Origin of the sequence: Azonexus sp. (genome assembly GCF_041909095.1) — a bacterium.
Taxonomy (GTDB): Bacteria; Pseudomonadota; Gammaproteobacteria; order Burkholderiales; family Rhodocyclaceae; genus Azonexus.
Map to the genome: position 1 here is coordinate 1,149,068 of NZ_JAYREB010000001.1, position 21,916 is coordinate 1,170,983.

The following is a 21,916-nucleotide window of genomic DNA, read 5'->3' on the forward strand; positions in this document are numbered from 1 at the left end:
TTAATCCTGCAGGGAGGGGGTCGGCCGGTCAGTCCGAGGCAAAGATGCTGCCCAGCTTGTCCATCTTTTCCAGCGCCATGCCGCAGCCGCGAGCGACGCAGGTCAGCGGCTCGTCGGCGACGATCACCGGCAGTCCGGTTTCTTCCATCAGCAAACGGTCGAGGTCGCGCAGCAACGCGCCGCCGCCAGTCAGGACCATGCCCTTCTCGGCGATGTCGGCGCCGAGTTCCGGCGGCGTCTTTTCCAGCGCCGACTTGACGGCAGAAATGATCTGGTTGAGCGGATCGGTCAGCGCCTCGAGGATTTCATTCGACGAAATCGTGAACTTGCGCGGAATGCCTTCGGCCTTGTTGATGCCGGAAACTTCCATTTCCTTGATCTCGGCGCCCGGGAAAGCGGAGCCGATGTTCTTCTTGATGTTTTCGGCGGTGTTCTCGCCGATCATCATGCCGTAGTTGCGGCTGATGTAATTGATGATCGCCTCGTCGAGCTTGTCGCCGCCGACGCGCACCGAACCGGCATAGACCATGCCGCCGAGCGAGATGACGCCGACTTCGGTGGTGCCGCCGCCGATGTCGACGACCATCGAGCCGGTCGCTTCGGCAACCGGCAGGCCGGCGCCGATGGCGGCCGCCATCGGTTCCTCGATCAGATACACCTGACTGGCGCCGGCGCCGAGCGCCGATTCGCGGATGGCGCGGCGTTCAACCTGGGTTGAGCCCGACGGCACGCAGATGATGATGCGCGGGCTGGGCGAGAACAGCTTGGAATCGTGCGCCTTCTTGATGAACTGCTTGAGCATCTGCTCGGTCACCGTGAAGTCGGCGATCACGCCATCCTTCATGGGCCGGATCACGGTGATGCTGCCGGGTGCCTTGCCCAGCATTTCCTTGGCTTCGCGGCCGACGGCCTGGATGGTTTTCTTGGCGTTGGGGCCGCCTTCGAGGCGGATCGCAACGACCGACGGCTCATCGAGGACGATCGAGCGGCCACGCACGTAAATCAGCGTGTTGGCCGTGCCGAGGTCGATGGCAAGGTCGTTGGAAAAATACTTGGAGAGAAATCCGAACATCTGTTGAGCTCCGCGTTGGGGGGTGCGGTAGATAAAGCTTTTATGATACCTTACAACGCTTTCGTTTATAAGGCTTTGTGCGCTGCAAAAAGCCTTTTTCAAGCCATGTCGCTCACTACAGAACAGGTTCTGCGGATCGCCCATCTGGCCCGCATTGAGGTCAGCGAATCCGAAGCGCTGACCACACAAGCCCATCTCAACGGCATCTTCGCGCTGATCGAGCAGATGCAGGCGGTCGATACCCAGGGCATCGAGCCGATGGCCCACGCCCAGAATCTTGGCCAGCGCCTGCGCGATGACGTCGTCAGCGAGTCCGACCGGCGCGCCGCCTTCCAGGCCGTCGCCCCGGAAACCGAGGCCGGTCTCTACCTCGTGCCGAAGGTGATTGAATGATTAGCCGGAGTTTGAAACAACTGTCGCAGGCACTGGCGGCGAAGGAAATTTCCAGCGTCGAGTTGAGCTCGCTCTTCCTCGACCGCATCGCCCGGCTGAATCCTGAAATCAACGCCTTCATCACCATCGACCGGGAAAAGACCCTGGCCATGGCGGCGGCGGCCGATCAGCGGCTGGCGGCGGGCAGCGGCGGTCCGCTGACCGGCATTCCGATCGCCCAGAAGGACATCTTCTGCGCCGAAGGCTGGACGACGACCTGTGGTTCGAAGATGCTCGCCAACTTCGTCGCGCCGTATGACGCGACGGTGATCGCCAGGATGCATGGCGAGGCCGGCCTGGTTTCGCTGGGCAAGACCAACATGGACGAGTTCGCGATGGGCTCGTCGAACGAAAGCTCGTACTTTGGTCCGGTGAAGAATCCTTGGGATCGTGAGCGCGTTCCCGGCGGTTCGTCCGGCGGTTCGGCGGCGGCGATCGCTGCCCGCCTGGCGCCGGCGGCGACCGGTACCGATACCGGCGGCTCGATCCGCCAGCCGGCGGCGCTGTGCAACCTGACCGGCCTCAAGCCGACCTATGGCGTGGTCTCGCGCTACGGCATGATCGCCTACGCCTCGTCGCTCGACCAGGGCGGTCCGATGGCCGGCTCGGCCGAAGACTGCGCGCTGCTGCTCAACGCGATGGCCGGCTTCGATGTCCGCGATTCGACGTCGCTCGACCGCCCGGCCGAGGATTACACGCGCGACCTCGAACAACCGCTGGCCGGTCTGCGCATTGGCCTGCCCCGTGAGTTCTTCGCCGCCGGTTGCGATGCCGGCGTGATGGCTGCGGTGCAAGAGGCAATCCGCGAATACGAGCGGCTCGGCGCGATCATCGTCGACGTCTCGCTGCCCAATTCCCATCTTTCGGTGCCGGCTTACTACGTGATCGCGCCGGCCGAGGCGAGCTCCAACCTGAGCCGCTTCGACGGTGTCCGCTACGGCTATCGCGCGCCGGACTACGGCAGCCTCGACGACATGTACGCGAAAACCCGCGCCCAGGGCTTCGGCGGCGAGGTGAAGCGGCGCATCCTGATCGGTACCTACGTTCTCTCGCACGGTTACTACGACGCCTATTACCTGCAGGCGCAGCGTATCCGCCGTTTGATCGCCGACGATTTCACGGCTGCCTTCGCGTCCTGCGACGTCATCCTCGGGCCGACTTCGCCGTCGACCGCGTTCCGGCTTGGCGAAAAGTCGACCGATCCGGTGCAGATGTACCTGTCCGATATCTACACGGTTGCGGTGAACCTCGCCGGCCTGCCCGGCATGTCGATTCCCTGCGGCTTTGCCGACGGGCTGCCGGTCGGCCTGCAACTGATCGGCAATTACTTCGCCGAGGCCCGCCTGCTCAATGTCGCGCATCGCTATCAGCAGGCCACCGACTGGCATCTGCGTCGTCCGGCGGGCATCGCATGAAGCAGCGTCTGACCCTGGGCCTGATGGTTGCTGTGCTTGCCGCCTGCGCGACGCCACCGGCGCCCACGCCCGAGGCGACGGCGCCGGCACCTGTGGAATCTGCGCCGAGTGCCGCAAAATCGCCGGAATTCAAGAATTCGACCTTGAAGTACCTGGCCAAGCGTAACCTGAAGCCGCAGCCGACGCGTCCGCTCAACGTACGTTCGCGTTGTTCACACAAGGACGCGATCGGCACCGTGACTCGCCTCAACCTGCTGGTCAAGGAAGCCGACGTCAAGGCCTTCGATGTTCAGGTGAGCATGAAGGGGCACGGCGCCTGTCGCTTCAATGCCAATGATTTCAAGCAGGACGCCAAGCTGCCGCAGGTCCTGTTGCGGCACAAGACGCAGAGCGATTGCACGGTGCGCATGTGGGAGCAGGGCAAGGAGGTGACGATTGCCTTCAATAGTTGTCCGCAGGCCTGCGACGGCCAGGCGTTCCAGTACCTGTGGCCGGTCATCGTCGATGCGAAGACCGGACGTTGTCATTGAACGGATGAAACCATGAACCAGTGGGAAGTCGTAATCGGCATCGAGACCCATGCCCAGCTCTCGAGCGTGTCCAAGATATTCTCCGGCGCCTCCACCGCCTTCGGCGCGGCGCCCAACACCCAGGCCTGCGCCGTCGACCTGGCGCTGCCCGGTGTGTTGCCGGTGCTCAACCGCAAGGCGGTCGAATGCGCGATCCGCTTCGGTCTGGCGATCGGCGCCCATGTGGCACCGAAGTCGGTGTTCGCACGCAAGAACTACTTTTACCCGGATTTGCCGAAGGGCTATCAGATCAGCCAGTTCGAACTGCCGGTGGTGCAGGGTGGGGCGATCACCGTCGCCGTCGGTAGTGGCGACAAGGCCTACGAGAAGACGGTCAACCTGACCCGCGCCCACCTCGAGGAGGACGCCGGCAAGTCGCTGCACGAAGATTTTCACGGCAAGTCGGGGATCGACCTCAATCGCGCCGGCACACCACTGCTCGAGATTGTCACCGAGCCCGACATGCGTTCCTCCGACGAGGCCGTCGCCTATGCCCGGGCGCTGCATGCGCTGGTGCGCTGGATCGGCATCTGCGATGGCAACATGCAGGAAGGCTCGTTCCGCTGCGACGCCAACGTCTCTGTGCGCCGGCCGGGGGCGCCCTTCGGTACCCGGCGCGAGATCAAGAACCTCAACTCCTTCCGCTTCCTGAAGGAGGCGATCGATTTCGAAGTCCAGTGGCAGATCAACGAAATCGAGGAAGGCCGCGCCATCCAGCAGGCCACCGTGCTGTTCGACCCGGATAGCGGCGAGACCCGGATGATGCGCAGCAAGGAAGATGCGCACGATTACCGCTATTTCCCCGACCCCGACTTGCTGCCGCTATTGATTCCGGCCGACTGGATCGACCGGGTACGCGGCGAATTGCCCGAGCTGCCGGCGCAGAAACGCCAGCGTTTCATGACGCAGTTCGGCCTCTCCGCCTACGACGCGACGACGCTGACCGCCAGCCAGGAGATTGCCGCCTATTTCGAAGCCACGGTCGGCATCGCCGGCGCGGCCCACGCCAAACCTTGCGCCAACTGGGTGATGGTCGACCTGGCCGCCCGTCTCAACAAGGAAGGCCGCGAGATCGGCGAGTCGCCGGTCAGCGCGGCGCAACTGGGTGGCTTGATCCAGCGTATCGCCGACAACACCATCTCCAACAACATCGCCAAGAAGGTTTTCGAGGCGTTGTGGAACGGCGAGGGGGCGAGCGCCGACGAGGTGATCGAGAACCAGGGGTTGCGCCAGATTACCGACAGCGGCGCCATCGCCGCGCTGGTCGACGAAGTCATTGCCGCCAACCCGGGCAATGTGGCCGAATACCGGGCAGGCAAGGAAAAGGCGTTCAACGCCCTGGTCGGTCAGGTGATGAAGGCGGCCAAGGGCAAGGCCAACCCGCAGCAGGTCAACGCGCTGTTGAAGGAGAAACTGGCCGGCTGAGCGAGCGGCGACCAGTCAGCTCGTAGTAGCGCTGGCGGTCGCTGTCGTATTTGCTGCGGATCTTGGCCAGTTCCTTGCGTTTGACCTCGATCAGTTCCTGCTGCAGCCGGATTTCGTGATTCACCGTGTGCAGGTCGCTGGCCAGCACCTGGGGCATTGGCGTGCGCTTGTAGAACTCGGCTTCGGCGTTCAGTCGGTTGAGCCGCTTCTGCAATTCAGTGATCTTCTCGGTGGCGTCGCGGATCGTCAGGTTGACGTCGCCTTCTGCCTTGTTCTGCGCCATGTCGATATCTTCGGGCGTGGCGTAGGTCGAGAGCAGGGCGGCGTCCATGCGCCGTCGTTCCAGCCTTTGCTCCTCAAGTTGCTGCTGACGTTTCGCGGCGACGGCGGCGGCGGCCTTTTCTTCCGGTGTCATGGCGGCGGCGACTTCCCTGATTGGATTGCCGGCCCGGTCGAAAACGCGATAGGCGCGTCCCCGGCATTGCGCCGGCAGCGTGTCGCCGCAAACCCGTCGGCTGTTTGCTGGATCAGTACAGCAGTAGTACTCGTTCGCCCCGAGGCTTGGGGCGCTCAGTACAATCAGCAGGAGGGCGAAGGGGAGTTTAGACATCGACACCGTAACGTTCGCGGTAGCGGGCGACGGCGGCCCGGTGCGCGTCGAATTCGGGATGGTTTTCAAGATAGGTCATCAGGTCGCGCAGACCAGCGACTGCGACCACCGGAATAGCGTAATCGCGCTGCACCTCCTGAACCGCCGAAAGTTCACCCTGGCCGCGTTCCTGACGGTCGAGGGCGATCAGCACGCCTGCCGGTGTGGCACCGGCGGCGCGGATAAGTTCAACCGATTCGCGGACCGAGGTGCCGGCCGAGATCACGTCATCGACGATCAGCACGCGGCCGGCCAGCGGGGCGCCGACGATGCTGCCGCCCTCGCCATGATCCTTGGCTTCCTTGCGGTTGAAGGCAAACGGATAGTTGCTGCCGTCGGCAGCGAGCGCGATGGTGATCGCGGCAACCAGCGGAATACCCTTGTAGGCCGGGCCGAACAGCATGTCGAAGGCGACGCCGCCGGTCTGTGCCGCTTTCGCGTAGAATCCGGCGAGCCGTCCGAGTGACGCGCCGTCGTTGAACAGGCCGGCGTTGAAGAAGTAGGGCGACTGCCGCCCGGCCTTGGTGGTGAATTCGCCAAAGCGGAGCACCTTGCAGGCGACGGCGAATTCGATGAATTCCTGACGAAAATCCATAAATCTCCAGTATCAGTCGAAAAAAAACGACCGAGAGTCTCGCAATGTTACGCATCATCTCCCTGAACCTCAATGGCATCCGCTCCGCGTGGAGCAAAAACGTCCAGCCCTGGCTGGCTGAGCAGCAGGCGGATGTCGTCTGCTTTCAGGAACTGAAGGCGCAGTTGCCGGATCTGGCGCCAGGCATGCTGGCGCCAAACGGCATGCATGCTTTCTATCACTGCGCCGAGAAGAAGGGTTACAGCGGCGTCGGCATCTGGACACAGGCGGCGCCGCGTGGTGTTGTCGAAGGCTTCGATGGCGGCGAATTCGATGCCGAAGGGCGCTATCTGCGTGTCGATTTCGGCAACCTGTCGGTGATCTCCCTTTATTTGCCTTCTGGTTCCTCGTCGCCCGAGCGCCAGGCGGCGAAGTTCCGCTTCCTCGACGTCTTCTTGCCGCAGATGCAGGCCTTGCGCGCGGAAGGGCGGGAAATCGTGATATGCGGCGACTGGAACATCGCCCATCGCGAGATCGACCTGAAAAACTGGAAGTCGAACCAGAAGAACTCGGGTTTCTTGCCGGAAGAGCGCGCCTGGTTGACCCGGGTGTTCGACGAACTCGGCTGGGTCGATGTCTATCGCCACCTTTATCCCGAGCAAGGCGAGGCTGCCTACACCTGGTGGAGCAATCGCGGTCAGGCCTGGGCCAAGAACGTCGGCTGGCGGATCGATTACCAGATCGCCACCCCGGGGATCGCCGCCACTGCCCGTCAGGGCTCGGTTTACAAGGAGCAGCGTTTTTCCGACCATGCGCCGCTGGTTGTCGATTACGACTACCGGATTACGGACAATGCGATTTGATTTACGCCAGCGGAAGGGATAACCTGTAATCCCTGAACAACCGCTCCAAGACGAGGTTTCGAATGTCTGAACAAATGACCGCCGCGAACAAGGAAAAACTGGTTTCGGACCTGAAAGTCGTGATCGCCGATACCGAAGAACTGCTGCGTGCGACGACCGGCATGGCCGGCGAGAAGGTCGGGGAATTGCGCGAACGCCTGGGTGTCCGCCTGCGTGACGCCAAGGACCGCATGCTCGATCTCGAACAGGCCCTGGTCGACAAGACCAAGGCTGCGGCTCGTGCCACCGACGACTTCGTGCATGACCAGCCGTGGAAGGCCGTCGGCGTTGCTGCTGCGCTCGGTCTGGCGCTGGGCGTGCTGATCGGCCGTCGCTGAGCGGATGACCGGATCCGAAGGTGGCGAAGACGGCCGGGAAGGCCTTTTCGCCGCACTGAAGAACAGCACTGCGACGCTGCTTGCAATCGGGCGGACGCGGGCCGAGTTGCTCGTCCTTGAAATCGAGGAGGAGAAATACCGGCTGATCGCGCTGTGGTCGAAAGCCATTGGCGCCGCCTTCCTGCTCACGCTGGCCGTGATCATGGCGGTATTCAGTCTCGCTCTGGCCTTTTGGGAACAGCGTGTTCTGGTCTTCGCTGCCTTTGCAGTGCTCTTCCTTGCCGGTGCCGCCCTGCTGATTCTCGCCCTGCGCCGCCAGGTCAGGGCGCCCAGCCAGTTGTTCCGCAGCAGTCTCGCCGAACTCGATACCGACCTTGCGCAATTGCGCGGTCAGCGCCGGGAATGAACGAGAAGCGGCTCGAACTGGCCGCCCGCCGGGGCGCGCTCGGCGTCCGTATCGCCGGCCAGCGGGAAGCCCTGGCCCGCCATGCGCGCGGCTTGTCTCCCCTGTTTGCCGGGGGCGATGCCGCCCTGCGCGGCATCGACTGGCTCAAGCTGCATCCGGGCGCGGTGTTTGCCGCCGTTGCCGCAGTCGTTGCCTTGCGCCCGCGCCGCGCCTGGCGCTGGGCGGCGCGCGGCGTTTTCGTCTGGCGGGGCTGGCAGAAGCTGCGCAGTCTGCTGCACTGACCGTGGCAGAACGGGTCGAAGAAGGGGCCAGCCCCGGCTGGTTCCGGCAGTTGCTGTCCTCGCAACGGCGCGAAGCCCGGCGCGTGATCATCGAATTGATGGCGACCCGTGGTCTGATGCCCTTGTTGATGAAGGCGCGTAACGGCGAGGCGTGGACCGCCGACGAACGTCGTATCCTGATCGACCATCTGCGCCGTCTGGCGCATCTTTCCCCCTACCTGATCGGCCTGCTGCTGCCGGGATCGATCATTCTGCTGCCGATCTACGCCTGGTGGCTGGATCGGCGCCGGATCAACCGGCGGGATTAGCCGCCGCGTTGGCGGCTGGCGATTCGTTCCAGGGCGCGACGCGCAGCAGCAGGAGCATGCCGGGGAAGGCAAACAGGAAACAGAGCCAGAAGAAGCTGTTCCAGCCCAGCGCCTCGACCAGCCAGCCGGCGCTGGCGTTGATGAAGGTGCGCGGCACGGCCATCAGGCTGGTGAACAAGGCCAGTTGGGTGGCCGTGTAGGCCGGGTGGGTGGTTCTAGCCATGAAGGCGACAAAAGCCGTGGTGCCCAGACCAGCGCCGATCGCTTCGCCGGCGATGACGATGGCCAGCGTCGCCAGGCGGGCCGGAGTCGATTCGCCGGGGCCGATCCAGGCCATCCAGACGAAACCGAGGATGGTGACGATCTGGACGACGCCGAACAGCCATAGAGCGCGGTTGATGCCCAGCTTGACCATCCAGATGCCGCCCAGGATGCCGCCGGCGACCATCGGCCAGAGGCCGGCATTCTTGGCGATGATGCCGATCTCGGTCTTGCTGTAGCCCATGTCCAGATAGAAGGGGGTGGCCAGCGCCGTGCACAGCGAGTCGCCGAGTTTATAGAAGAACAGGAAGGCAAGCACCAGCAGCGCCGATTGCACGCCGTGGCGGCCGAAGAACTCGCGGAAGGGCTCGACCACGGCATCGCGCAGGGTGCGCGGCGTACCGGAGGCGGCGCGCGGTTCGCCGACTGCCAGTGTCATCAGCAGGCCGGGAATCATGAAGGCCGCAGTGATCAGGAAGACCTGGCTCCACGGCAGATGGTCGGCGAGGATCAGCGACAGCGAGCCGGGGACCAGGCCGGCGATGCGGTAGGCGTTGACGTGGATCGCGTTGCCCAGGCCGAGTTCCGTGTCGGGCAGGATTTCGCGGCGGAAGGCATCGAGGGCAATGTCCTGGGTGGCGGACAGGAAGGCCAGCAGCGCGGTCAGGCCGACGATCAGAGCCAGGTCGGTACGCGGCGAGAGCTGGCCGAGCCAGCCGATGGCCGCGATCAGGCCGAGCTGCGAGACGAACATCCAGCTACGACGCCGGCCGAGCCAGGGCAGGATGCCGTAGCGGTCGAGCAGCGGCGCCCAGAGGAACTTCCAGGTGTAGGGAAACTGGATCAGCGCGAAGGCGCCGATAGTGCGCAGCGACAGCCCCTCCGTCTTCAACCAGGCCGGTACCAGGTTGAGCAGCAGATAGAGCGGCAAGCCAGAGGCGAAACCGGTGAAGATGCAGATCAGCATCCGCCTGTTCCACAACGCGGCCAGCCAGGCGGGCATCAGTGCGGGCGGGTCAGGCGGTAGACGGCGAGGCTGCCGAGGAAGTTCAGGTCGCGGGCCGTTTCGGCCTGGACAATCTCCCCGGCTTCGTCGAGCACGCGGCGCTCGACGATGATCAGCCCCATCTGTTCGCACAGCGCCTCGAAATCGAGCAAGGTGAAGAAGCGCACGTTGGGCGAGTCGTACCACTGGTAAGGCAGGTCTTCCGAGACCGGCATGCGGCCGTCGAGCACCGAACGCAGGTTGCGCCAGTAGGCGAAGTTGGGGAAGGAGACGACCGCCTCGCGGCCGACGCGCAGCATTTCCCGCAGGATGCCTTCGGTGTGGCGCACCGTCTGCAGGGTGCGCGACAGCACGACGTGGTCGAAGGCGTCGTCGGCGAAATCCTTCAGGCCGTTTTCGAGGTTGCTCTGGATCACGTTGATGCCGTTGCGCATCGCCGCCAGCACGTTGGCGTCTTCGATATCGACGCCCCAGCCGTGCACGTTGCGGGTGTCGATCAGGTGCTTGAGCAGGGCGCCGTCGCCGCAGCCAAGGTCGAGCACCCGGTGACCAGGTTCGACCCAGGCGGCGATGACGTCGAAGTCAGGGCGTCCGAGGGTGTGGGTCATGGCTTGATGTTCCCCAGGAAGGCGGCGACCAGGCCGTGGTACTGCGGGTCTTCCATCAGGAAGGAGTCGTGGCCGAAATTGAGGTCGATTTCGGCGTAGGAAACCTTGCGCCCGTTGGCCAGCAGCGCCGCGACGATTTCCCGCGAGCGGGCCGGCGAGAAGCGCCAGTCGGTGGTGAACGAGGCGACGAAGAAATTGGTATCGCGATGCGTGCGCGCCATCGTCTTGACCAGGTCGCCGTCGTCGAGGCGGGCCGGGTCGAAGTAGTCGAGCGCCTTGGTCATCAACAGGTAGGTGTTGGCGTCGAAGTAGCCGGCGAACTTGTCGCCCTGGTAGCGCAGGTAGGATTCGACCTCGAACTCGACGTCGTAGTCGAAGGAGAATGAGCTGTTGCGCAGTTCGCGGCCGAATTTCTCGCCCATCTGGTCGTCGGACAGATAGGTGATGTGGCCGAGCATGCGCGCCAGACGCAGGCCACGCACCGGCCGCGTGCCGTGTTCGTAGAAATGGCCGCCGTGAAAATCGGGGTCGGTCAGGATGGCCTGCCGGGCGACGTCGTTGAAGGCGATGTTCTGCGCGGTCAGTTTCGGTGCCGAGGCGATGATCAGCGCGTTGCGTACCCGTTCCGGGTAGGAAATGGTCCAGCGCAGCGCCTGCATGCCGCCCAGACTGCCGCCCATCACCGCTGCCCAGCGGTCGATGCCGAAGACGTCGGCGAGGCGTGCCTGGGCATTCACCCAGTCACTGACCGCGACGATCGGGAAATCGGCGCCCCAGGGCTTGCCGGTGGCCGGGTTGATCGACGACGGGCCGGTCGAGCCGTGGCAGCCGCCAGGATTGTTCAAGCCGACGACGAAGAAGCGGTCGGTGTCGAGCGGGCGGCCGGGGCCGACGATGTTGTCCCACCAGCCGATGTTGTGCGGCTGGTCCGCGTAGTGGCCGGCAACGTGGTGATGGCCGGACAGCGCATGGCAGACCAGGATGGCGTTGGATTTGTCAGCGTTCAGCGTGCCGTAGGTCTCGACGGCCAGGTCGTAGGACGGCAGGACGCCGCCGCTGCGCAGGTGCAGCGGTTCGCTGAAATGGATGCGTTGCGCCTCGACGACGCCGACGGACTGTCCCGGCATGATGCTCCCGAAAACAAAAAACCCAGTTGGCCGAAACGCGAACTGGGCGGTTCCCGTTTTAGCTGCATTTTTGAGCGCCCGCAATCAGAGTACAAATCGGCGCTGCCGGATGATTTCGGCGGAAACAAGATAACCAGCCCCCCGGGAAATGTCAATTCGCCACCATTCGTCGCATATGCTGTCATCTTCGGGCGCCGGCATTGCTTCACGGCTCCGGTACTTTGGTACCATTGCCACCCGGGGATTGATGAGGATGGGGGCAGGCATGATCGAGCAACGGCGACATCAGCGCATCCGGTTCGGGGTTTCGCCCCGGGTCAGGATCGGTTTTGGGGGCAGGACAGGCGAGGGTTGTGTCGAGAACCTGTCGATGTCCGGCTTGATGCTGCGCAGCCCGGAACCGCTCGAAATCGGGCGCCTGGTTGGCTGCGAGTTTTCACTGTTCGGATCACCGTTGATCGATATCGCGGTCAATATCGTCAGTCGGATCGGCGACGGCTTGTATGGCGCCCGTTTCCAGATCGGTCTGATCAACCAGGTGCTGATCGAGGATGCGATCCGCGACGCCCTGGCCTCCGGCAAGGCTTCGGTGCTCTCGGTCCATGAACTGGGCGGACGCAAGGTGATGCGTATCGTCGGCGGGCTCACCGGTGCGCTGCGCAACGATTTCATGCATGCCCTGACCCGGGTTGGCGTGGACGAGCTCGATGTGGGCGGCGTGACCCAGGTGGAACAGGCCGGGCTGGCGCTTTGCCTGGTGGCGACCGACCGGCATGGCGTGGCCATCGCCAGCCGTTCCGCCTGTTTTGACGATGCCTGGGCGCAGGCCGTCGCCGCACCGGGAACGCACTGACGCGAGGCGGACGATGCGGCGGCGTTATCTATCTGCCCTGGTCTGCATGCTGCCGTTTGGCAACTTGCTGGCCGACGATGAGCTGTTTTTCTCCGAATTGCCGGTGGTTGCTTCGGTCAGCCGTCTGCCGCAGCGTCTCGCCGATGCGCCGGCTTCGGTGACGGTGATCGACCGGGACATGATCCGTGCTTCCGGTTATCGTTCCCTCAACGATCTGTTCCGCCTGGTGCCGGGTTTCCAGACTTTTGCCCACAGCGATGTCGCAGCCCGGGTCAATTACCACGGGATCACGGATCACAACGATTTCTCGCCGCGGGTTCAGGTCCTGATCGACGGTCGGTCGTTGCATTCGCCGTTGTTTCGGGGTGGCGTCAATTGGGCGCTGATTCCCGTGGCCCTCGAGGATATCGAGCGCATCGAGGTGGTGCGCGGCAGCAACAGCGTTTCTTACGGGACCAATGCCTTCCTCGGCGTGATCAATATCGTCACCATCGATCCCTCGCTGGTGCGCGGTGTTTCCGTTTCCGCCAGCCGCGGTACGCAGGGGATCAACGATTATTCGTTGCGTGGTGGCGGGAAACTGGGCGAGGCCGGGAATTTCCGCCTCAGCTACCAGCAGACCAGCGACGATGGCCTGAAAGGGATCTACAATTGGGAGGACAGCTACCGCAACCGGCGTTTCGACGCGCGTTTCGACTATGCGCTCAATCTGCGGGACAGTCTGGAGTTTTCACTGGGCAAGGTCGAGGGGCGCTTCCTCTCGGGGTCGCTCGACAAGGTGACCCGTCTCTCCGATCCTTGCGATCCCCTGCGCAATCGCGACGAGTCCTCTAGCTGGATGCAGGCGCGCTGGCTGCGGGCGCTTTCCGAAACCGCCGATTTCTCGTTGCGTTATACCTTCAGCGAGGATCGCGGCAGCGACGCCTACTTCATCGACCCGGTCACTTGCGGCGTGGTTCCCTACCCTAAGGTCAATGAATCCGGCGACTGGGGACGCCGGCATGAAATCGAGGCCACCCACAACTTCGTGCCGATGACGCAGACCCGGCTGGTCTGGGGGGCGAGCTGGCGGCATGACGAGATGGCGTCGAAAACCCTGATGCGTGACCGGGGCGCCGAGGCACGCCAGGTCTGGCGCGCCTTTGCCAACGGCGAGTGGAAGCCCGTGACCTGGCTGACCGCCAACCTCGGTGCATCGAACGAGTACGACACGCTGGCCGGCAATCACCTGTCGCCGCGCGCCAGCGTCGCCTTCCACGTCACGCCGGAAAACACCCTGCGTCTGGGCTATACCCAGGCCTGGCGGACGGCCAGCATCCTCGCCTATCGTGGCAATCATGTGGCTGCCGATGGCAGCGAAACCATATTAAGCGGCAATTTACGGCTTCCCGCTGAGCGCTTGAACAGCTGGGAAATCGGTTATCTCGGCAACTGGCGTGACTGGCGGATGAGCCTGGATGTCCGGCATTTTCGGGAAACCGTCCGCGATCGGCTGATGGCGGTGCGGCCGGCGAAGGATGCACCGGAGTCGGAGCAGTCGATTCAGGAAATCAGGATTGCTGGTTACGAGTTGCAGTGGCGCTGGCAGCCACTGGATTCGACGCGCCTGTTGATCAATCATGCCCGTTTGAGGCTGGCTAGCCGACTGTCGGACAACGGAGAGGTGATTCAGGCGACGCCAGGGAGTCATTTCAGTGACGACGATGGGTTCGCGACCGGACCCGATGGCTTGCCCGAACCTCAGTACGCGGTCTATCAGCGCCTTGCCGAGGGTTCCGCGCCGCGTCGCTCTTCATCGCTGATGTGGATGCAGAAACTGCCGGCGGGATTCGATTTCTCGCTGATGCGCTACTGGGTCGATGCGATCAAATGGACCCGCAATACCGACGCCGAGAAATACCGCCGGACCGATGCTCGCCTTGCGTACAGCTTCAAGTTTGCCGGGCAGCGCGGCGAACTCGCCTATACCGCGCAGTCGCTCGAAGGCAGCCACGCCGAGCAGCGCAAGAGCGGATCGAAGCCGAACGGCCGTTACGTCGACCGGCGGCACTGGCTGACCTTGCGCCTCGATTTCTGATCTTTGCCGCTCAGGCGCGCATGCCGCGCATGACGGCGCCTTCGAACCAGGCCTCGAAAGGTTCGCGCGGGCCGACTGCCTTGCCCAGTGCGTAGGCGATGCCGAGCTTGCGCAGGTGCTCGAGCGCGGGGGTGTCGTCGACGTCCTCGGCAATCGAGAATATCTGCTGTTCGGCGGTGATTTCGAGGATCGCGCGCAACAGTGCGGTCGAGCTGAGCCCGTCGCTGATGTCCCGGGTCAGGCTCTGGCTGAGCCGGACGTAAGCGGGCTGAAGAGTGCGCAGCTGGGTGAAGGAGGCAACGCCGCCGCCAAACTCGGTCAGCGCGATCTGGCAGCCGAGTTCGCGCATGCGTCGCGAGAATTCGATCAGCAGGCTGGTGTGGTGAGTGCCAACTTCTTCCGGGAACATCAGGCACAGGCCTTCGCCCCGGATACCGGCGGCGCTCAGGTTGCCGGCGATGAAATCGCCGGTTTTCGGGCTGGTGATGGCCGCCCGCGACAGCGGCACCATGCACTGCATCTTGAATTGCTGCCCCTGCGCCCTGGTCAGCGAGCGGATCGCCGTTTCCAGGAAATGATGGTCGAAGACCGTTGCCATGTCGTAACGCTCGGCGGCGTCGATCAGTGCGCTCAGGGCGATCGGCGCCTGCCCCGCCTCGTTGAGGCGGGCGCTGATCTCGGCCATCGGTCCGTGCGGCACGCCGGGCTGCAGCGGGCGGACGGGAATTGCCTCGACGATCAGACGGCCTTCGGAGAGGGCGCTGGCCAGCCGGCTGGCCCAGTTGCCGCGGTCGCGCCGGCGGTCGGTCGGGGCGGCAGGCGCCATCTCGCAGACCCGGTTGCGCCCGCTTTCCTTGGCCTGCAGGCAGGCGGCGTCACTCAAGGCGAAGATCTCATGAACGTCGCGCACGTTGCGGGTGACGGGGGCCAGACCGATGCTGGCGCCGATGGCGAAGATCTTGTCCTGCCAGACAAAGCGGTATTCGGCCGACAGTGCGCAGATGTCCTGTGCCACCTGGCGTGCCTTGGCGAGACTGCAGTTGGCCAGCATGATGCCGAATTCGTCGCCACCCAGGCGGGCCAGCGTGTCTTCTTCGCGCAGGCGGCCCTGGAAGAGGAGGGCGATCTGGCGCAGCAGTTCGTCGCCGGCGATGTGGCCGCAGGCGTCGTTGACCGCCTTGAAACGATCAAGGTCGATGTAGAGCACGCTGAATTCGTCACCGCCGGCGTGGACCGCGGCCAGCGCCTTGTCGAGACGCAGTTCGAACTCACGCCGGTTGACCAGGCCGGTCAGGGCGTCGTGGCGAGCCTGGAAGACCAGTTGGGCGGTGGCTTCCTCGATCCGGGCCTGCAATGACTGATGGGCTTCCTCGATATGGCTGGCCATCTCGTTGAAACCGTCCTCGAGAACCCTGAGTTCGCCGCTTGAGCTGGCATGGACACGGGTGTCGAAACGACCGGCCGACATGTTGCGGACAGCGCCCGCGAGGCGCTGCAAGGGGCGGGCCAGATGGTCGGCCATGGCGATGGCGAGCACGCCCATCAGGCCAAGGCCGCAGAGGACGGCGATGAAGCCTTGCAGCACCAGTTCCTGCTGGCGGACCTGCAACTCTTCCTTGTCCAGTTCGATGAAGACATGGCCGATGGTTTCCTGCGGATTCTCGTCGAGACCGGCGATGTCGAACAGCGGATCGCTGTCGCTCTGGCTGCGCACGACCGGGGCGCCGAAGGCGATCCAGGTGTCGCCTTCGCCGACCTGGGCCGGGGCGCTCAGGCGCTGGCGGATGGTTTCGGCGGAAAGCGAGACGCGACCGCTGACAGCCAGGGTGCGTCCCTTCGGGTTGACGATGATTGCTGCCTTGACGCCGGGTTCCTGCATGGCGGCCTGAACCAGGCCATAAACGCTGTCCATCTGGCCGGCGATGATGCCGTATTCGCTGATCGGTGCGAGGTAGCGGACGGTGGCCAGGCCTTTGGCGCGCAGCTGGTTTTCCAGGGTGCTGATGCCGGAGATGGCGAAGTAGAGGACGAGCAGCGTGGTGATCAGGGCGCTGGGCAGCAGCGTCAGAACCAGCAGGCGTTGGCGCAGGGTCAGGTTCTTCATGGGGTGACTTCACTGGCAAGCAGTTTCTGGAACAGATCGCTTTCTTCCGGCAGGCGGAGGCCTAAGGCGTCGGCGACGCTGCGGTTGATGTCGATCGAGAATTTGGACGGGCCGCTCGGCGCGGGCAGGCGTGCCCCGTGCGTGATCAGCATGTCGGCGGCCTGGCGGCCGATCTGCTGCGGCGTCGAGTACAGCGCAGCCAGCGCGCCGGCCTTGACCATGGCGGGTGAGAAGGCGATCACCGGCCGCCGGTGGCGATACGAGGTGATCAGGATGGCCTTGATCGTGTTGCGCGAGTAGAGCAGCGGGTCGGGCAGGGCGAGCAGCACCTCGCTGCGCTGCATCAACGCCTCCAGCGTCTGCAGGATGTATTCCTCGCCGTTGGCGAATTCGCTGACCGGCTGCAGGCGCTGGCCGGCCAGTGCGGCGCGCAGGTTGTCGGCCTGCTGGCGCGACTGCTCGCTGAGCAGCAGTCCGACCCGCTGCAGTTCGGGAAAGAGCAGGCGCAGCAGACGCGCCTGACGCTGCGCCGGCTGGTCGAGGTAGATCGCCGAGATGGCCGGCGGGCGACTGGCGCCGACCTGGCTCTGATAGGCGTGTTCGGTCAGCAGGGTGGCGAGGATCGGCACTTTCGGCGCAGCGGCCAGTGTCTTGCGCAGCGCTTCGCTGCCGGCGGTGACGATCAGCGCCACCGGCTGGCGCTCGGGAGCGCGGGGTTCGGTATCGGTGTAGCTGATTTGCCAGTTACTGCCTTTGAGGCGTTGTTGCAGACTGCTCGCGAACTCCTGGTAGGGGGCGCTGTTGTCGGTCAGGACGATGGCGATTTCTCCCGCCCGCGCCGTCAGGGCGAGCAGGGAAAAAATCAGGAGAATCAATGCCGAACGCAACATGCAATAACTATAGGGGCTTGCGTGATGCCAAGGCAATAAGCGTTTACCGTCAGTCGCTCTCGGGCCAGAGGATTTTTTGCAGCAGCGGCAGGCCTTCGCTGATTGCGACCGGCCCCGGCGTGAGGATGATCGCCGACTTGATCTCGTGCAGCCGGTTGTGGGCGACAGCGGGAATCGCTTCCCAGCCAGGACGGGCGGCGACGCGTTCGGGGCGGAAGTGTTTGCCGCACCAGGAGCCGATGATGACCTCCGGCGCGGCGGCGATCACCTCGTCCGGCGTCGGCCGGCGGTCGGCGGCGAGCGGCGAGCGGGCACGTGCGGCAAAGACGTCCTCGCCACCGGCGATGTCGATCAGCTCGGAAACCCAGCGCAGGCCGCTGATCAGCGGCTCGTCCCATTCCTCGAAATAGATGCGTGGCCGGCGCCCGTGACGGGCGATGCTGGCCTCGGCATGCGCCCGGGCTGCGGCAATTTGCGCTTCCAGTCCGGCGACCAGCGCCTGCGCGCGATCCTCGGCAGCGACCAGACGGCCAAGCGTTTCAATCATCGCCAGGATGTCGTCAACGCTGCGCATGTTCAAGGCGTAGACCGGAATACCGGCCTTGATCAGGTCGCGGGCGATGTCGGCCTGCAGGTCGGAGAAAGTCAGCACCAGGTCGGGTTCGACGGCCAGGATCTTGGCGATGTCGCCGCTGGTGAAGGCGAACACCTTCGGTTTTTCCTTGCGCGCCTGTGGCGGGCGGACGGTGTAACCGCTGATGCCGACGATGCGCTCCTGCTCGCCGAGAGCGTAAAGGACTTCGACGGTTTCGGTGGTCAGGCAGACGATGCGCTGGGGCAGGCGGGACATGGTCGGGTTCTCAGTGCGGGCGCCGACTGCGGGCGGTGTCGAGGTGGCGGCACAGCTGCTCGGTGCCGTCGAGAATGCGCGGCGTATGGCGTTGCATGATGTCGGGGTTGATGTGGAAGAGGTTGCCGCGCCGAACGGCGGTCATCTGCTTCCATTGTTGCCAGTCGTCGAGCCATTCCGGCTTGGCGTCGCCCATGCCGGTGGCGACGATGGCTTCCGGATCGGCCTCGATCACCGCTTCCAGACTGACCCGTGGCGCCATCTGGTCGAGCTGGCCGAAAACGTTTTCACCGCCGCAGATGCGCATCGCGTCGCTGATGATCTGCGGGCCACCGACTGTCATCAGTGGCGCCTTCCAGATCTGGTAGAAGGTGCGGACTTTTGGCTTGCCGGCGTTGCCGGCCTGCAGCGCGGCAAGGCGCTCGCGGAAGTGGCGGGCGGCGGTGTCGGCGACCGTCGAGGTGCCGGCGAGGCGGCCGAAGCGTTCGAGTTGCCCGGCGACGTCGGCGATCCGGTTGGGCTGCACGATGAAGACGGTGAGGCCGAGCGCGCGCAGCTTGTCGGCCTGCGCCATGTTGTTGCCGCTTTCCCAGGCCAGCACCAGATCGGGCTTGAGGGCAACGACAGCTTCCAGGTCGACGCGCGAGTAGCCGCCGATGCGCGGCACCTGCTTGGCTGCTGGCGGATAGTCGCTGTAATCGACGGTGCCGACCAGTTTGTCGCCAGCCCCGGCGGCGAACAGCGTTTCGGCGATGTGCGGGGCGAGGGCGACGATGCGTCGCGCTGGCTCGCGCAGGCGGACGTCGCGGCCGCTGTCGTCGCGCACGGCGACTTCGGCGTGGGCGCCGCTCAGGCAGGCAGCGGCAAGCAGGGCAAAGAGACAGCGTTTCATGCGGGTTTCCATTCGGCGAGGCTTTGTTCGAGGCGCTGCCAGCCGATTTCGTCGGGCGGCAGGCCGACGCGTAGCAGCGGGTTCGCTTCGTAGCGGCGGGTGAGGATGGCGTGGCGCGCCAGGTGCTCGTGCAGTTCGGCGGTGGCCGCTGCGTTCAGCGTCGCGAACAGCGGCGTCGCCTTGACCTCGCCGAGCGGCGCCAGCAACTGGCGCAGGCGCTCGCTGTCGGCGAGCAGGCGCTGGCGCGTCGTCGCCTGCCAGGCGCTGTCGCACAGTGCCAGCGTCGCTGCGGCGCGCGACGGGCCGGCGATGCTCCACGGGCCGATTGCCTCGGCCATTTTCGCCAGCAATTCGGGGGCGGCGAACAGGAAGCCGACGCGCAGCCCGGCCAGGCCGAAGAACTTGCCCAGCGAGCGGAAGACGATCAGGTTCGGCGCCTCCGCCGTGCCGGCTAGCGGCGTCAGGCTGTGCTCGGGCGTGGCGTCGATGAAGGCCTCGTCGACGATCAGCCAGCCGCCGCGCTTTTTCAGCTGCGCCGCGGCGTCGATCGCCAGCTCGCGCGGATGGCGGTCGGCGGTCGGGTTGTTCGGGTTGCACAGCAGCACGTAGGGCGTTGCCGCTGCCAGCGCGCGCGGCAGCGTCGCGTTCTGCAGGAAGCGCAGCTTGTGGCCAGCGCGCTGCCAGGCCTGCGGATGTTCGTTGTAGAGCGGCGCGATGCAGGCCACCGCGGCGCGCGGCAGCAGCGCCGGCAGCCACTGGATGGCGGCTTGCGAACCGGCGACCGGCAGGAGGTTGCTATTGCCGTAGTAGGCGGTCGCGGCGGCTTCGAGGCCGTCGTTGTCTTCCGGCAGGCGCTGCCAGGCCGCCGCCGGCAGCGGCGGCACCGGCCAGCCCAGCGGGTTGATGCCGGTGGACAGGTCGAGCCAGTCGGCAAGCGGGATGTCGTAGTGGGCCGCGGCTTCGCGCAGGCGGCCGCCATGGTCAAGCATGCAGGGCTCCGATCAGGAAAAGGACGGCCAGCCACAGCCACAGGCTGCGCCGGATCAGCGTGATCGCCCGGCCGAGGTCGGCGGCGACCGGCGCCGGGCCGCAGCCGAGCGGCGGGCGGATTTCCTCGCGGCCGTGGTAGATGGCGGCACCGCCGCATTGCACGCCGAGGCTGCCGGCGCCAGCGGCCATCACCGGGCCGGCGTTCGGGCTCTCCCAGCCGGGCGCCTGGGCGCGCCAGCAAGCCAGCGCATCGCGCCAGCGGCCGAGCAGGGCGTAGGTCAGCGCGGTCAGCCGGGCCGGTAGCCAGTTGAGCGCATCGTCACAGCGGGCGGCCCAGCGGCCGTACAGGTTGTAGCGTTCGGTGCGGTAACCCCACATCGCGTCGAGCGTGTTGGCCAGCCGGAAGAGCAGGGCGCCGGGGCCGCCGAGCAGGGCGAACCAGAACAGCGCGCCGAAGATCGCGTCGTTGCCGTTCTCCAGCACCGACTCGACGCCGGCCTTGGCGACGCCGGACTCGTCGAGTGCTGCGGTATCGCGGGAAACGATCCAGCCGACGCGCTGCCGCGCCGCGTCGAGGCGCCCTTCGCGCAGCGGCCGGGCGACCGCTTCGGCGTGTTCGCACAGGCTGCGCGCGCCAAGCGAAAAATAGAGCAGCAGCACGTCGACCGCGAACGGTGCCAATGGCCGCAAGGCCAGCGCCAGCACCACCCAGGGCAGCACCGCCAGCGCCCAGCCGAGGACACCGCCGGCAATCGTGCGCCGGTTCAGCCGTCTTTCGATCGCCGCCGCCAGCGTGCCGAAGCCGACCAGCGGGTGAAAGCGTCGCACTTCGCCGAACAGGCGGTCGAGCAGCACCGCGGCGAGCGCTGCCAGCGGCATGGCGTAGGGGCCGGCGAGCAGGTTCAGTTCGGCCATTGGCGGGCCAGGGCGATGGCGGCGTCGATCGCCGCGCGCGCTTGTGGACTGTTGTGCCAGCAGGTCGAGCCGATCATGCGGGCGATGTGCAGCGTGACGACGGCGGTTTCCTCGCCGGCCAGGCGGGCGAGCGGCGCGTAGCCGGCCTCTTCGAGGCGGCGGATCACCGTCGGCCCGACGCCGGGGAGGGCGAGCAGCGCGGCGCGCCGGTCGGCCGGGAAAGTGCCATTCATGCGCCACGCTCCGCCGCGGCGAGCGCCGACAGGGCGGCGGTCAATCCGGCATTTTCCGGTAAATCGCGCGTCCCCCATTGTTCGTGGAAGACCAGTTCCTCGACCGGCAGGCGCGGCAGCCAGCCGGCACTTTCCAGTTCCGGGCGGTCCTTGAAATGGCTGACGTGGCCGATGCACAGGTAGGCGATCGGCACGATGTGCTGCGGAATGCCGAGCGCGTCCTGCAGCGCCTTCTCGTGGAAGATGCTGACCCAGCCGACGCCCAGTCCCTCGGCGCGGGCGGCCAGCCACAGGTTCTGCACGGCGCATACGCTGGAATAGAGGTCCATGGTCGGCATGTGGGTGCGGCCGAGCACCACCGGGCCGCTGCGCGAGCGGTCGCAGGTGATGCACAGGTTGATCGGTGCGTCGAGGATGCCCTGCAGCTTGAGCTTGCTGTAGATCTCGCGCTTCTCGTCGGGGAACATTCGTTCGGCCTCGGCGTTGGCTGCGCGGAAGATGTCATGTACCCGCTGCTTCACGTCCGCCGAGCGGACGACCAGGAAATTCCATGGCTGCATGAAGCCGACCGAAGGCGCGTGATGCGCCGCCAGCAGGATGCGCGCGAGTTGCTCGTCGGCGACCGGGTCGGGCAGGAACTGGCCGCGCACGTCGCGGCGGTTGAAGATGGCACGATAGACGGCGGCCCGTTCGGCGTCGGAAAAAGCGAGCTGGTTTTCCATGGATTCCCCTTCTGGAA

25 protein-coding genes are annotated in these 21,916 nt (G+C 65.3%); 11 read left to right on the forward strand and 14 right to left on the reverse strand.

The features are described from left to right. Positions 1-28: 28 nt before the first annotated feature. The gene (locus ACE3OV_RS05485; RefSeq protein WP_374325816.1) at positions 29-1,072 is read right to left on the reverse strand and encodes a rod shape-determining protein; all 1,044 of its coding nucleotides are present in this window, start codon (positions 1,070-1,072) and stop codon (positions 29-31) included. A 105-nt stretch (positions 1,073-1,177) separates the two neighbouring features. On the opposite strand from ACE3OV_RS05485, the gene gatC reads away from it, so the two are divergent. The 4 genes from gatC to gatB are packed head-to-tail and all read left to right on the forward strand — an operon-like array spanning position 1,178 to position 4,913. Continuing rightward, positions 1,178-1,465: an Asp-tRNA(Asn)/Glu-tRNA(Gln) amidotransferase subunit GatC gene (gene gatC, locus ACE3OV_RS05490; protein ID WP_374325818.1), complete on the forward strand. Its 288-nt coding sequence runs from the start codon at positions 1,178-1,180 to the stop codon at positions 1,463-1,465. Further along, positions 1,462-2,919 carry an Asp-tRNA(Asn)/Glu-tRNA(Gln) amidotransferase subunit GatA gene (gene gatA, locus ACE3OV_RS05495; RefSeq protein ID WP_374325821.1) on the forward strand — a complete coding sequence of 486 codons (1,458 nt, stop codon included), beginning with the start codon at positions 1,462-1,464 and terminating at the stop codon, positions 2,917-2,919. Before gatC ends, gatA begins: the two co-directional genes overlap by 4 nt. Continuing rightward, positions 2,916-3,449, forward strand: a complete 534-nt coding sequence (locus tag ACE3OV_RS05500; protein WP_374325824.1) for a hypothetical protein — start codon at positions 2,916-2,918, stop codon at positions 3,447-3,449. The genes gatA and ACE3OV_RS05500 overlap by 4 nt, the downstream gene beginning before the upstream one ends. 12 nt (positions 3,450-3,461) lie before the next feature. After that, positions 3,462-4,913, forward strand: coding sequence for an Asp-tRNA(Asn)/Glu-tRNA(Gln) amidotransferase subunit GatB (gene gatB / locus ACE3OV_RS05505; RefSeq protein ID WP_374325826.1), 1,452 nt, complete (start codon positions 3,462-3,464; stop codon positions 4,911-4,913). On the opposite strand, the gene ACE3OV_RS05510 is transcribed toward gatB, so the two are convergent. Further along, positions 4,879-5,523, reverse strand: a complete 645-nt coding sequence (locus ACE3OV_RS05510; RefSeq protein WP_374325828.1) for a hypothetical protein — start codon at positions 5,521-5,523, stop codon at positions 4,879-4,881. The two genes, gatB and ACE3OV_RS05510, sit on opposite strands and share 35 nt — an antisense overlap. Then, the gene (pyrE, locus tag ACE3OV_RS05515; protein ID WP_374325830.1) at positions 5,516-6,157 is read right to left on the reverse strand and encodes an orotate phosphoribosyltransferase; all 642 of its coding nucleotides are present in this window, start codon (positions 6,155-6,157) and stop codon (positions 5,516-5,518) included. Before pyrE ends, ACE3OV_RS05510 begins: the two co-directional genes overlap by 8 nt. A 44-nt stretch (positions 6,158-6,201) precedes the next feature. Between pyrE and ACE3OV_RS05520 the strand changes: the two genes are divergently transcribed. From ACE3OV_RS05520 to ACE3OV_RS05540, 5 genes are all read left to right on the forward strand, one after another. Continuing rightward, on the forward strand, positions 6,202-6,999 hold the full coding sequence (locus ACE3OV_RS05520; protein ID WP_374325832.1) for an exodeoxyribonuclease III: 798 nt from the start codon (positions 6,202-6,204) through the stop codon (positions 6,997-6,999). A 62-nt stretch (positions 7,000-7,061) separates the two neighbouring features. Next, on the forward strand, positions 7,062-7,376 hold the full coding sequence (locus ACE3OV_RS05525; protein WP_374325835.1) for a YqjD family protein: 315 nt from the start codon (positions 7,062-7,064) through the stop codon (positions 7,374-7,376). Positions 7,377-7,380: 4 nt separating this feature from the next. After that, on the forward strand, positions 7,381-7,782 hold the full coding sequence (locus ACE3OV_RS05530; protein ID WP_374325838.1) for a phage holin family protein: 402 nt from the start codon (positions 7,381-7,383) through the stop codon (positions 7,780-7,782). Beyond that, positions 7,779-8,063 carry a YqjK family protein gene (locus ACE3OV_RS05535; RefSeq protein ID WP_374325841.1) on the forward strand — a complete coding sequence of 95 codons (285 nt, stop codon included), beginning with the start codon at positions 7,779-7,781 and terminating at the stop codon, positions 8,061-8,063. The genes ACE3OV_RS05530 and ACE3OV_RS05535 overlap by 4 nt, the downstream gene beginning before the upstream one ends. Positions 8,064-8,065: 2 nt before the next feature. Then, positions 8,066-8,371 carry a hypothetical protein gene (locus tag ACE3OV_RS05540; RefSeq protein ID WP_374325843.1) on the forward strand — a complete coding sequence of 102 codons (306 nt, stop codon included), beginning with the start codon at positions 8,066-8,068 and terminating at the stop codon, positions 8,369-8,371. On the opposite strand, the gene ACE3OV_RS05545 is transcribed toward ACE3OV_RS05540, so the two are convergent. Genes ACE3OV_RS05545 through ACE3OV_RS05555 form a run of 3 tightly spaced genes read right to left on the reverse strand, consistent with a single transcriptional unit; the run spans position 8,355 to position 11,376 of the window. Then, the gene (locus ACE3OV_RS05545; RefSeq protein ID WP_374325845.1) at positions 8,355-9,599 is read right to left on the reverse strand and encodes an AmpG family muropeptide MFS transporter; all 1,245 of its coding nucleotides are present in this window, start codon (positions 9,597-9,599) and stop codon (positions 8,355-8,357) included. The two genes, ACE3OV_RS05540 and ACE3OV_RS05545, sit on opposite strands and share 17 nt — an antisense overlap. A gap of 35 nt (positions 9,600-9,634) precedes the next feature. Continuing rightward, complete coding sequence (metW, locus tag ACE3OV_RS05550) at positions 9,635-10,246, reverse strand: methionine biosynthesis protein MetW (protein WP_374325846.1); 612 nt, start codon at positions 10,244-10,246, stop codon at positions 9,635-9,637. Continuing rightward, the gene (locus ACE3OV_RS05555; RefSeq protein ID WP_374326236.1) at positions 10,243-11,376 is read right to left on the reverse strand and encodes a homoserine O-acetyltransferase; all 1,134 of its coding nucleotides are present in this window, start codon (positions 11,374-11,376) and stop codon (positions 10,243-10,245) included. Before ACE3OV_RS05555 ends, metW begins: the two co-directional genes overlap by 4 nt. Before the next feature lie 262 nt (positions 11,377-11,638). Here ACE3OV_RS05555 and ACE3OV_RS05560 point away from each other — a divergent pair, with 262 nt between their 5' ends. Both ACE3OV_RS05560 and ACE3OV_RS05565 read left to right on the forward strand, forming a co-directional pair. Further along, positions 11,639-12,226, forward strand: coding sequence for a PilZ domain-containing protein (locus ACE3OV_RS05560; protein ID WP_374325847.1), 588 nt, complete (start codon positions 11,639-11,641; stop codon positions 12,224-12,226). 13 nt (positions 12,227-12,239) lie between these two features. Beyond that, complete coding sequence (locus ACE3OV_RS05565) at positions 12,240-14,303, forward strand: TonB-dependent receptor plug domain-containing protein (protein WP_374325848.1); 2,064 nt, start codon at positions 12,240-12,242, stop codon at positions 14,301-14,303. A gap of 10 nt (positions 14,304-14,313) precedes the next feature. Here ACE3OV_RS05565 and ACE3OV_RS05570 read toward each other — a convergent pair whose 3' ends face one another. From ACE3OV_RS05570 to bluB, 8 genes are all read right to left on the reverse strand, one after another. Beyond that, positions 14,314-16,407, reverse strand: a complete 2,094-nt coding sequence (locus tag ACE3OV_RS05570; protein ID WP_374325850.1) for a diguanylate cyclase domain-containing protein — start codon at positions 16,405-16,407, stop codon at positions 14,314-14,316. Beyond that, the gene (locus tag ACE3OV_RS05575) at positions 16,404-17,282 is read right to left on the reverse strand and encodes an ABC transporter substrate-binding protein (protein WP_374325851.1); all 879 of its coding nucleotides are present in this window, start codon (positions 17,280-17,282) and stop codon (positions 16,404-16,406) included. Before ACE3OV_RS05575 ends, ACE3OV_RS05570 begins: the two co-directional genes overlap by 4 nt. A 64-nt stretch (positions 17,283-17,346) precedes the next feature. Continuing rightward, on the reverse strand, positions 17,347-18,147 hold the full coding sequence (locus ACE3OV_RS05580) for an ABC transporter substrate-binding protein (protein ID WP_374325853.1): 801 nt from the start codon (positions 18,145-18,147) through the stop codon (positions 17,347-17,349). A gap of 10 nt (positions 18,148-18,157) precedes the next feature. After that, positions 18,158-19,039, reverse strand: coding sequence for a cobalamin-binding protein (locus ACE3OV_RS05585; protein ID WP_374325854.1), 882 nt, complete (start codon positions 19,037-19,039; stop codon positions 18,158-18,160). After that, entirely contained in the window at positions 19,036-20,028 is a 993-nt protein-coding gene (cobD, locus tag ACE3OV_RS05590; protein ID WP_374325856.1) for a threonine-phosphate decarboxylase CobD, read from the reverse strand. The genes ACE3OV_RS05585 and cobD overlap by 4 nt, the downstream gene beginning before the upstream one ends. Beyond that, positions 20,021-20,944 (reverse strand): adenosylcobinamide-phosphate synthase CbiB, encoded by a 924-nt coding sequence (gene cbiB, locus ACE3OV_RS05595; RefSeq protein ID WP_374325858.1) that lies wholly within the window; start codon positions 20,942-20,944, stop codon positions 20,021-20,023. The genes cobD and cbiB overlap by 8 nt, the downstream gene beginning before the upstream one ends. Further along, entirely contained in the window at positions 20,932-21,177 is a 246-nt protein-coding gene (locus tag ACE3OV_RS05600; protein ID WP_374325860.1) for a hypothetical protein, read from the reverse strand. Before ACE3OV_RS05600 ends, cbiB begins: the two co-directional genes overlap by 13 nt. Then, on the reverse strand, positions 21,174-21,899 hold the full coding sequence (gene bluB, locus ACE3OV_RS05605; RefSeq protein ID WP_374325862.1) for a 5,6-dimethylbenzimidazole synthase: 726 nt from the start codon (positions 21,897-21,899) through the stop codon (positions 21,174-21,176). Before bluB ends, ACE3OV_RS05600 begins: the two co-directional genes overlap by 4 nt. Between the last annotated feature and the right edge of the window lie 17 nt (positions 21,900-21,916).